At 65.3% G+C, this 7,926-nt stretch carries 8 protein-coding genes; 1 reads left to right on the top strand and 7 read right to left on the bottom strand.

Annotation, left to right across the window (positions count from 1 at the left end):
• Window positions 1-337 precede the first annotated feature (337 nt).
• Window positions 338-961 carry a LysE family translocator gene (locus tag ACFQ7F_RS24990; protein ID WP_383274038.1) on the bottom strand — a complete coding sequence of 208 codons (624 nt, stop codon included), beginning with the start codon at window positions 959-961 and terminating at the stop codon, window positions 338-340.
• A gap of 201 nt (window positions 962-1,162) precedes the next feature.
• Here ACFQ7F_RS24990 and ACFQ7F_RS24985 point away from each other — a divergent pair, with 201 nt between their 5' ends.
• The gene (locus ACFQ7F_RS24985) at window positions 1,163-1,738 is read left to right on the top strand and encodes a CGNR zinc finger domain-containing protein (protein WP_383274035.1); all 576 of its coding nucleotides are present in this window, start codon (window positions 1,163-1,165) and stop codon (window positions 1,736-1,738) included.
• Window positions 1,739-2,382: 644 nt separating this feature from the next.
• On the opposite strand, the gene ACFQ7F_RS24980 is transcribed toward ACFQ7F_RS24985, so the two are convergent.
• The 6 genes from ACFQ7F_RS24980 to ACFQ7F_RS24955 all read right to left on the bottom strand — a co-directional run bounded on the left by ACFQ7F_RS24980 (window position 2,383) and on the right by ACFQ7F_RS24955 (window position 7,923).
• Window positions 2,383-2,592 carry a hypothetical protein gene (locus tag ACFQ7F_RS24980; RefSeq protein ID WP_383274032.1) on the bottom strand — a complete coding sequence of 70 codons (210 nt, stop codon included), beginning with the start codon at window positions 2,590-2,592 and terminating at the stop codon, window positions 2,383-2,385.
• A gap of 587 nt (window positions 2,593-3,179) precedes the next feature.
• On the bottom strand, window positions 3,180-3,785 hold the full coding sequence (locus ACFQ7F_RS24975; protein ID WP_383274029.1) for a hypothetical protein: 606 nt from the start codon (window positions 3,783-3,785) through the stop codon (window positions 3,180-3,182).
• Between the two features lie 3 nt (window positions 3,786-3,788).
• The gene (locus tag ACFQ7F_RS24970; protein WP_383274027.1) at window positions 3,789-5,288 is read right to left on the bottom strand and encodes a matrixin family metalloprotease; all 1,500 of its coding nucleotides are present in this window, start codon (window positions 5,286-5,288) and stop codon (window positions 3,789-3,791) included.
• A gap of 732 nt (window positions 5,289-6,020) precedes the next feature.
• Window positions 6,021-6,743: a peptidoglycan-binding protein gene (locus ACFQ7F_RS24965; RefSeq protein WP_383274025.1), complete on the bottom strand. Its 723-nt coding sequence runs from the start codon at window positions 6,741-6,743 to the stop codon at window positions 6,021-6,023.
• Window positions 6,740-7,378, bottom strand: a complete 639-nt coding sequence (locus ACFQ7F_RS24960; protein WP_383274024.1) for a hypothetical protein — start codon at window positions 7,376-7,378, stop codon at window positions 6,740-6,742. Before ACFQ7F_RS24960 ends, ACFQ7F_RS24965 begins: the two co-directional genes overlap by 4 nt.
• The gene (locus tag ACFQ7F_RS24955; protein ID WP_383274022.1) at window positions 7,375-7,923 is read right to left on the bottom strand and encodes a DUF2589 domain-containing protein; all 549 of its coding nucleotides are present in this window, start codon (window positions 7,921-7,923) and stop codon (window positions 7,375-7,377) included. Before ACFQ7F_RS24955 ends, ACFQ7F_RS24960 begins: the two co-directional genes overlap by 4 nt.
• Between the last annotated feature and the right edge of the window lie 3 nt (window positions 7,924-7,926).

Raw genomic sequence — 7,926 nt, 5'->3', positions numbered from 1 at the left:
CCCGTTACGAAAAAACCGCGACGTCCTTCAAAGCCGCCGTCACCCTGGCATCAACACTCCTCTGGCTCCGCCCACTTTGAAGACACGCCCTAGGGCTCGTTGAGACTCGAGAGCTTCGTCGCAATGCCCTGCTGGGCGGAAACACAAAGCTCCCGCGCTCGTCCGCCGCCGACGTCACCTGTCCTCGCCCGGCCGGTTCGGATCCTGCACCTTGCGGATCTGCTACACCACGGCCTGGATCTTGGAGTCGCACCGCGAAGCGCCCGACCAGGATCCTCGACAGGATCCTGGCACGAGCTCTTCACAGGCGGCGGTTTGCTGATGCCGGCGGAAACTATTAACCAGTAACGACCCCGACGATAATCGTCGTCGCCAATACGGCATAAACGGCGCTCGAAATATAGTTCAGCACAGCCGCCGCGTTTGTGGATCCTGCAAGGCGCGCGTGAAAGGATCCTGCCAATACCCCGATGCCTCCATAAAGAATCAACTCCATGAGAACATCAACTGCACCGAGCATCGCCAATTGCAATGCATAGCTCTCCGCACTTCCCGTGAATTGCGGGAGCACCGCTAGGAAGAACAGCATGAGCTTCGGATTTGTCAGGCTGACGAGCACGCCCCGCAGATACCATTTGTCTGCCGCAATATCGCTATGCTCGCCGATCATGCGGCGGGCGTTGCGTATTGTCGTGTATGTCAACCACAGCAGATACCCTGCGCCGAAGATTCTCAGTGCATCAAGTATTAGTGGGTGCGACTGGGCGATCTTCCCCACCCCCACGACGACGGTGGCGGCGTAGATGCTCATGCCTGTGCAGATGCCGAGGATGGCTTTCAGTGCGGCCCGCCGGCCACCTTCGAGTCCCACTGCAAGCATGTAGGCCATGTCAGGCCCGGGCGGAATGAGAAAGAGCAGGATCGCTGCAACGAAGCCCGGCAGCACCGTCAGGTCCAGCATCGAGTACCTCCAGTCCTGCCGTGGCGTGCAGGAGCTCCGCAGTGCTGGCAGCGGTCACTCTGTGCTGGGATGCCGCAGTCTGCGGTCGCGAACCCAGCTCTGACCTTGGGAAATGCCATGAGATCTCCGAGTCGACGTGGAACCATCAATGGCGGTTCTAGCATGCTTGTGCGCCAGGGGGCAACCGGCTATGATGGTTCCATGGCTGCTACATCTTTTCCGGGGTTCCGTCATGGCGTCGTGCTGGCGACGAGCTTCACGGGGACTCTGACGGAGCGTTGCGGCAATGCGCTGGAGCGCATCCCTGTGCCGCAGCGACTCGCAGATTGGTTGACGGTCAATGGGCTCGCGGTCGACTCCTGTACCCAGCCCCAGCTTGACCGCGCTCGAGAGCTACGGGAATCGATTCATGTAGCTGCTACCGCCGTTGCCAATCAGGAGCCGCTCCCGTCTTCAGCTATCCAAGTGATCAATGACTGCAGCACTGGCGGTCAGGCCTCGGAAATCTTGACATCCGAGGGCACTCGGAAGTGGCGATTGGGTCCTGCTTCTGTTGAAGATGCTCTCGGCGTGATTGCTGCGGACGCGATCAGCATTATTGCGGGGGAGCGCGACGGAAGAATCGCTTTGTGTGCATCGCCAACGTGCCGGGCCGCATTCTTCGACACCAGTCGAAGCCGCACACGGAGATGGTGCGATATGGATACGTGTGGGAATCGTGAGAAGAAGGCGCGCTTCCTTGCCAGCAGGCGCAACAACTCACAGCCTGCTGGCTGACCGTCATCTCTTAGCGATCGTAAGCATCGGGTTGTCGCCCCCGGGGTCTCACTGCGCGTTCATGGTTGTGGTCTTGCGCGCATTCTTTTTCCGTGAGGGTCGACCGTTTCCCGTGTGCGTCATGCAGGCAACTGATCCAGGCCCGATGCTGACCCCGCCGACGCCGACGCCGACGCCGACGCCGACGCCGACGCCGAAGTCGCCGCGGGCGCGGGCCAGTTCAGTGAGAGTGAGGAGAGCCGTGCCTGAGATCAAGCCGAATGCCCCGCTCCGTGGCAGCGTGCGGCCAGCGGTGACTTCCGCGCCGTGCCCCACTCCTGTCCTTATGTACCGCACTTTTGCGGCGAGAACAGCTGTCACGGCCCGATGTGGGTGAGCGGAGCTCATTGCCTGAGCTGGGCTTGAGCCATTGCAATTGAGCGATTCTTGTTGATCCGTTGGTCGGCAGTGACCGGGACGGGGACTCAGTCGATGGTGGCTGCGGCCTCTGGCCAGCTTGGATTGGCGCGTCTAGTGCTCATGCTCAACGGTACTGAGCGGAGTGCAGTTAAAGCTGTCCGGCCAACGATTGGTTGAAGCGGACCCATGGTTGTCTGTGATTCCGTGCCAGGAAGACGCTGGATGGTCTGGTGCCAGAACACCGGCTACAACGGCCCCAGGACCTCGGCACAGTAGAGGGCGAAGCGTCCGATGCTTCCGGCTTCATCAGGGGATCGGATCAAGGAGTAGATGAAGAGCCCAGCGGCGGTCAGACCGTGGAGTGCCCTGACGTATGTGTCGGTGTCGAAGCTCCACGGGCTGCGCAGTAGCGCCTTGTTCAGCACGATGACCTCGATGGCCACGCTACCGATCATGGCGCATGCCGTGTAGGCCACGACCCACCAGATGGAAGGTCCGGGCTTGGCATCGAAGAGAAGTCGCAGACTGGTGCCGCCTACGAGCAAGGGCACCGGGGTAAGTAGGTAGAGCAGAGCCGTGACTGGGATGTGCCACGGTCCCATGTAGAAGACGTACGCTTCGTCGCCGTCATCATGGTCTTGAACCGTCTCGCGGTAGCGAGGTGGCGCGGGGTCGAAGTGGTAGTGGTTTTGGACGAAGTGCTGGTCTCTCCCCGCTTGGTGTACGGCGGCTCGGTGTGGAGCAACATGGCGTCCGCCAACCATGTCGTGGCCCGGATTCCCGCTGGCTCGCGTGGATGTCCTGCTTCCAGCGGCCTGGGCGCCTCGCCTGTCACGACCAGGTCCGCAAGCTTTGATTTGTACGCCGAGATCCCCGGACGCACCCGCGCTCATCTCGCCGACCACCGCCTGGAGTTCTTCAAGCCCAGGAGGTGTGCAGCGTGCCGGACGAGACCAGCCGGACGTACTTCCGTAAATTCCATCGCCGCTGTGGTCGCCGGGCTTCTTTCGTTCCTGCGGCGTGCGAGGCTGCCGGGGCCTGCTCACGGTCCTCCTGGTGCCCCGGTGTCATCGTCCGGGCGTGGGGTGGGGGCGGATGGGCTGCCGCCTGGGTCCGGTGCGTCCGGGGCCTCCTCGATCGGGTAGGGCTCGCGACGGGTCGTGATCTCGGGTTCAGCCTCTCTCAGCTGTGCCTCCCTCTCGCGGCGCTCCTCGGCTTCCTGGCGGATGAGCGTGCGCAACCCTGCTAGATCCAGGGAGGTTTCGTGGCCGGGCCGGTCGTCCTCCACGGCCTCGGACAGCAGCACCGTCTCGCCGTCGAGCGGGAACATGCTGGAGAAGTACGGCACCCAGGTGTCGACGCTGTCCCGAACGAGAAAGGCCACCCTGGGTTCGGCGCCCTGCGGAGCAAGCTGCCACTCAGTCTGCTCCGCGGACCCCTGGCTGGGGACGTGCAGGGTCAGCTCGCCCTGGACGTCGCCCTTGAGTACCTCAACGGGTGTGACACGGAAGGTTCCCACTTGCCTGGGCTCATGTGCCTCGTGGTCCTCGACGGCCGCCTCCAAGGTCGCCTCCCGTAGTACGACGACGATCTGGCAGTCCCGGATCTGCTGCGACAGGGTCGGGATGGTCCTCACATACGTGGCCACAGCTCACTCACCTCCGTACCACAGAAGAAGATTGTTGCCTCCACGGCTGTGCGCGAGGGCCGGCCCGGTGCTCGATGTGGAATTGGGCAGCTGCTGAGCTGCGGACCACGTCGACGGTTTCAGCCACTCCTTGCGCGCGACACGCAGTGAGGTGAGGAAGTTCTGCTCTCGGAAGGCCAGGTGGAACAGGTCATGACCTGGGTCGTAGGCCACGGCCGGCTGCGCCCGCGTGCGGGCGCCGGAGAATCCAGTGCCGCGCTGCACCAGCCGGTCACCGGAGACCTCACAGTCGAGGCTGCGCACCAGGTTCATGGCCGCGATCGACTCCCCGCCCCAGGCGAACGCCAACACTATCCGGTTGTCCGGGGCTGCTGCGAGGGATACGCCGACGAGCGACCTGTAGTCAAAGCTTGTCGGTACGACGGTGGGCTGCGACCAGGAACCGCCGTCGTTGTAGGAGACGCTGGCCCGGATGCGGCCGGTCCCGGTGTGGTCGGAGCGGTCGAAGTGCGCCCAGGCGAGTACCCAGGCGCGGCGCCCACCGACCATGGTGGAGACGAGGCCGGGGGTGCCAAAGGTGGTTGCGCCGACGGGTGTTGCGGCCCAGGCCCAGCTGGCTCCCTGATTGGTGGAGCGGACCACTCGGATACTGCCGTTGTCGTCGTTGTGGACCCAGGCCATGAGTATCAGCCCGCCCGGCTCGTCGGCGAGTGCGGGGCCGTGCACGGACCGTTCACCGCCGTAGTACACCCAGCCGTTGAACAGAAAGTTCACGCCGTCCGTCCGCAACCACGTGGGGATGCGATTGGGGTGGCTCCAGCCAAGCGCATACAGGCCGCTATTGCCGATGGACGTGATGCCGGGGGTCAGGCACGTGCGTGCCTGGTAGTTGTTGTAGTTGGTCAGCTGGTTGCCCTGCGCGAACCAGGAGCTGCCGCCGTCGGTCGAACGAAACTCCCGTAGCCGGTTGCGGTCCATGTCGCGGTAGAGCGCCTTGAGCCGGGCCACGTCGCCTTCCCAGGGGCCGAACCGCTGGCGATGGTACGCATAGTCGGCGTGCATGGTGTCCTGGGCGCTGGAGCTGTGGTCGAGCCAGAAGCAGTGCCCGAACTCATGGGTCAGGACACCCTGGAGGTCGATCTGGCCGGGTTGCGCGTTAAACGGCACCAGGGGCCAGGGGGTCAGGTTGGATCCGTTCTTGCGGTGCACGACAATGTTCGCGCGCCGCCAGTTGACGAAGGCCGATGCGATGCGCGTGGTGTCGGCGTGCCGCTCATTCATCGAGATGATGATCTCGCCGTCCTGAGCGTCACTCCGGTCGGTGTAGTTCCAGAATTGGAAACGGCAGTCCGCACCCGCATTCATCCACCGTGTATACGCGTTGATCACCGCGTCCGTGACCGGACCCTGCCATGAGCTGTCAATTCCCTGTGCGGTGAACGATGACCAGTTGATGAAGACTCGGGGGCGATCTCCGTTGTTCCAGTACGCCTGATCGCCCATGACATCCCCCTGATGTGGGCGCGGAGTTCGTACGGAAAGCATGGCAGGCGATCATGGGCGAAGGCAGATATACCGTCATGTGCTGAGTCTGATCCGTCTTGACGCGTCCTCGATCCCAACGAGATCTCTCCATTCCCATCTGCGCCACCCTGCAGCTCAACACTCACTTCCGAAAGTGGATATGGGCCGCCCCGCACCATCCACGCGGCAGTTCCGAGCCCGCTTGCGATACGCCTTTGAGGAACGCAGCACTAGACGGACCGGGCGGACCTCTTGACTGATGTGGCGGAGCCTTTCCACTGTCAAGCGGTGACCCCAACGCCGAAAGCCGGCCCCTTCAACGAGCGTACGAGTGACCTCTATCCCTTGCTGCGGTCCAGATGTTGCGGTCCAGAGGTGAGTTGGCCGGGGGAGAGATGGGTGGCGGAGAGCGCGATGCACTGCCCCACCGGAAGGGACAACCGCCCGTCAACGGTTCAGTTGCACCTGTTGCTTCTCAACGATGGGGGCGGGCCCACCACACACCTCGCTCAGGATCGGCGGATCCGTGCAACGATCAGCCCGAGCCCAAGTGACGGCGAGTGGAACCAGGTTGACGCCGCGCCTGGTGACGGCGAGCACTGATGCACGAGCTTCCCGACGGCGCAAGAGAAGACGATGGGGCTCGCCAGTCCCTTTGTCGCGGCCGCTGGGCGCGCACTCTTCCGGCGATGATCCCCCGCTCGGTCTGGGCTATTGGCCGAGTTCGACATGCAGGTGATTGTCGTGGCCGGCGAAGTGGCGTACGCCGGCGATCTCGGCGTCGTTGAACAAGATTCTGCGGACCGAGCCCTGGGCGAGGAGGGCCTCGACCAGGGTGCGGGTGCCCTCCCGGCTGTAGCGGGAGTCGCCGAGGGACACGGGGCCGCGGGCATTGTCGGTCCGAAGCGGGCGCAGGTCGACGTGACGGCCAGCGCGGTGAGTGGTGTGCGGGGGCATCTGGCCGCCCTGCTGGAAACTGATGTCGCCGACGCCGAACTCGAGTCCCCCCTGGTGCAGGGTGGCCGCGGTGGAGGTCAGCAGTTGCAGCATGGTGTCGGTGCCGTACTGGCGTTCCGGGAAGGAGTACGCGTAGTGGCCGTTGCCCTGGCTAGCGAACTGGGTGAGGCGGAGGCCGTCGGCTGGCCCGGCGGCAGTCGCGGGGTCGCTGCGGGGCGGCCCCCTCCGGTCTCGCGCCTCGGCCGCGAGCCGCCGCAAGGTCTGGCCGCCAGGGTCCACACGCCCGTCCGGGGTGCGCAGGAAGGCCGCCTGATACGCGGTGATGGCCTGGCGCGTGTCCGGTCCGCACACACCGTCCACGGCCAGCCCCGCGTCCGCGGCGCGGTTGAGCAGGTCCTGCACGACGCGTACATCATCGGGTGTGTTGGTCCCTCCCGCGCCGACGGTCGCGGAGATGGAAGGGGCGGTTGTCGTCATCGGGTGCCTCTGGCGGTTCGGGGCGCAGCGCGCCGGGCTGGCTGGGGCGCGGTGAGGAGGTAGCGGGACTCGCTGCCGACCGTGCGCACCTGGACGGTGCCGTCGCCGACGAGCCCGGCCAGCACCGCCTCGGCCGCCTCGGTGCTGCTGTGTGCCGAGCGGGCCAGCACGGACACGGAGGCCGCCCGGCGGCCGCGGCGACGCAGTTCGGCGAGAACGGCCGCGCGGACCGCTTCGGTCCCGGGCGTGCCGGGACCGGTGGCGCCGACCGGAGCCGTGCGGCGTCCCGTCGTGCCTGGCGCCGTAGCGCCTGGGGTGGTCGGGCGGGTTTCTGGGCCGTCTGGCTCATCAGGGGCGAGTGTGGCAAGGCTCCGCATCACCTCAACGTATGGCTGGAGCATTGCGTAGATCCGCCCCGCAGTCAGCGCGATCTGCTCGAACCCGGCCAGCGCCCGCGGGTCGACAGGCGGATTCGCGGACAACCGCTGCGCGAGCAGCACCTCGGCCATGCGCCGGTAGGAGCTCCTGCCCTCAAGGAAACCGGCCGTTTCCAGCGCCCGCTCCAGATGGTCGAGTGCCTGTGCCGCCGCACCTGTGCTCTGCACGACGTTGTCCTGGTCCACCGGCCTCGTCATGACCGCTCATCCTCCGCGGGCCGCGCGACCGTGAGTTCTGTGAGATCGAGCAGCCGTTCAAGGCCGAGCGGCAGTTGTGTGCTCTCCACCGTGACCTCCACGTCGATGCCCGCCGTCTCCCGGGTCTCCCGTGTCGTCCGAGTCCGGGGGACGAAGCCCTTGAGGATGACCTGCTGTGGTGCCAGGCCGCCAAGCGGCTGCGGCGCACCCCGCTCGGCTTCGGCCGGCTTCTCGACCGTCGTCTCCGTGATGTCGTAGCGGAAGGACACCTTCGAGCTGCGCACGGTGAGTGTCGGGATCGCCACCATGGCCAGCAGCGGCACCTCCAGGACGAACTCGGAGGGCCGCTGGTTCTCGTCGAGCTTGGTGTACCGGATACTCACGGTACGGAAGCGTTCCTCGCCGTCGTCGCCGCGGAGCAGCCCTATCTGTTCGACCAGCGCCAGCGTGCTCGCTGTCGCCTCGCGCTGGCTGTTGACAACTGCCGCGAGCAGGGCGCCGAGAAGCTCGTCCAGTCCGAGGGAGGTCAGGTCGCGAATGGGCATGTC

Source organism: Streptomyces sp. NPDC056486 (assembly GCF_042795295.1).
Lineage (GTDB): Bacteria > Actinomycetota > Actinomycetes > Streptomycetales > Streptomycetaceae > Streptomyces.
Note: the sequence above shows the minus strand (reverse complement) of the source record. Positions and strands in the feature narration are given on the sequence as shown.

What these genes read in the sequence shown, in the direction of transcription:
- ACFQ7F_RS24990 (WP_383274038.1), bottom strand. Translation starts at nt 961, where the DNA reads ATGCTGGACCTGACGGTGCTGCCGGGCTTCGTTGCAGCGATCCTGCTC.
- ACFQ7F_RS24985 (WP_383274035.1), top strand. Translation starts at nt 1,163, where the DNA reads ATGGCTGCTACATCTTTTCCGGGGTTCCGTCATGGCGTCGTGCTGGCG.
- ACFQ7F_RS24980 (WP_383274032.1), bottom strand. Translation starts at nt 2,592, where the DNA reads ATGATCGGTAGCGTGGCCATCGAGGTCATCGTGCTGAACAAGGCGCTA.
- ACFQ7F_RS24970 (WP_383274027.1), bottom strand. Translation starts at nt 5,288, where the DNA reads ATGGGCGATCAGGCGTACTGGAACAACGGAGATCGCCCCCGAGTCTTC.
- ACFQ7F_RS24965 (WP_383274025.1), bottom strand. Translation starts at nt 6,743, where the DNA reads ATGACGACAACCGCCCCTTCCATCTCCGCGACCGTCGGCGCGGGAGGG.
- ACFQ7F_RS24960 (WP_383274024.1), bottom strand. Translation starts at nt 7,378, where the DNA reads ATGACGAGGCCGGTGGACCAGGACAACGTCGTGCAGAGCACAGGTGCG.
- ACFQ7F_RS24955 (WP_383274022.1), bottom strand. Translation starts at nt 7,923, where the DNA reads ATGCCCATTCGCGACCTGACCTCCCTCGGACTGGACGAGCTTCTCGGC.